This is a genomic window from Shewanella sp. 6_MG-2023 (assembly GCF_030547195.1).
Lineage (GTDB): Bacteria > Pseudomonadota > Gammaproteobacteria > Enterobacterales > Shewanellaceae > Shewanella.
In genome coordinates this window covers 1-1,796 of the sequence record NZ_JAUOQU010000068.1, presented here as the reverse complement: position 1 = coordinate 1,796, position 1,796 = coordinate 1, and the positions used below count along the sequence as shown (strand labels likewise).

Genomic DNA, 1,796 nt, shown 5'->3' with positions numbered 1-1,796 from the left:
ACAGTCAACGAAGACGGCCAAATCACCATTAGCGCTGAGCAGTTATTAGCGAACTCAAGCGATGTGGATGGCACCGTTAGCCTAGACTCAGTGTCATATTCTGGCACCGACGGTATCCTGGTTCAAAACCAAGATGGCTCAGTGACCTTCTCGCCCAATGAGAACTTCAACGGTGACATCAGCCTGGATGTCACCATCATCGATGATGACGGCGCCACTGCTGAAACCACCGCAGGCATCACTACACTGGCGGTTAATGACGCACCAGTAGTTGATGGCAATATCGCTTACTCAGTTGACGAAGATGGCTCAATTACCCTAAGCCAAGAGCAACTGCTGGCGAATGCAACCGATGTTGATGGTGACAGCCTAAGCGCTGAAAACCTCAGCGTCGGCGATAACGCCACCGTTGTGGCTAACCCAGATGGCAGCTTTACGATTACCCCAGATGCGGACTTTAATGGCGACTTAGACTTACGCTTTGATGTCTCAGATGGCACCACTACAGTGGCAGCAGGTGTTGACCTCACAGTCAATCCTGTCAATGATGCTGCAGTAGCACCTGACGTTGAATTCACCATGAATGAAGACGGCGTTATCATCATTACCGATGAGCAGCTGCTGGCGAATGCGAGCGACATCGATGGTGATAACCTATCTGTTGATACGGTGACGTACAGCGGCACTGACGGTGTGCTTACCGACAACGGTGATGGTACCCATAGCTTTGCGCCAAATGAAAACTTCAATGGTGATGTGCAATTAGAGTTTGGTGTAAGTGATGGCACCGTTGTGACCCCAGCCAACATTGATATCGAAATCGCAGAAGTGAATGATGCACCAGTAGCGGGTTCTACTTCATACCAAATGAACGAAGATGGCAGTATCACGTTAAGCCCTGAGCAGTTACTTGCCAATGCAATTGATATCGAAGGTGAAGTGGCGCTAGATAGTGTCAGCTATTCAGGCACTGATGGTGTGTTAGTGACCAATCAAGATGGCACGGTTACCTTCTCACCTAATGAAAACTTCAACGGCGATATTAACTTAGATGTGTCTGTTGTGGATGAAGCTGGTGCAATCACTGTTGGTAATGCAGGCATTGAGGTTATCGCAGTCAATGATTTACCGATTGCAGGCCCTATTTCTTACACTATCGATGAAGACAGTGTGCTGACATTTAATGAAAGCCAAATCTTAGCGAATGCATCAGATATTGAAGGTGATGTCTCATTGGTTGAGATTAGTTATACAGGCCCTGATGGTATTTTCAGTGTTAATGGTGATGGGACTTGTAGCTTTGCCCCTAATGAAAACTTCCATGGCGAAGTGACACTGGATATTGTTATTCAGGACGAAGAGGGCGCAACGGTTACTACACAAATGACAGTGGATGTGTTGCCGATTAACGATGCCCCTGTGTCAGGTAATTTAGCGTATTCGGTTGACGAAGATGGCTCAATTACCCTCAGCCAGGAGCAATTACTAGCTAACGCAACCGATGTTGATGGCGACACATTAACTGCTGAAAACCTATCAGTAGGGGATAACGCCACCGTCGTTGCTAACCCCGATGGCAGCTTTACGATTACCCCTGATGCCGACTTTAATGGCGACTTAGACTTACGCTTTGATGTCTCTGATGGCACGACTACCGTGGCGACAGGCGTTGACCTCACAGTTAACCCAGTTAACGACGCTGCAGTAGCACCTGATGTCGAATTCACCATGAATGAAGACGGCGTTATCATCATTACCGATGAGCAGCTGCTGGCGAATGCGAGCGACATCGATGG

1 protein-coding gene is annotated in these 1,796 nt (G+C 48.1%); it reads left to right on the top strand.

Annotated features, from left to right (window positions below):
- A partial coding sequence (locus tag Q4533_RS19555; RefSeq protein ID WP_303503908.1) for a cadherin-like domain-containing protein occupies window positions 1–1,796 on the top strand: 1,796 nt, incomplete at both ends.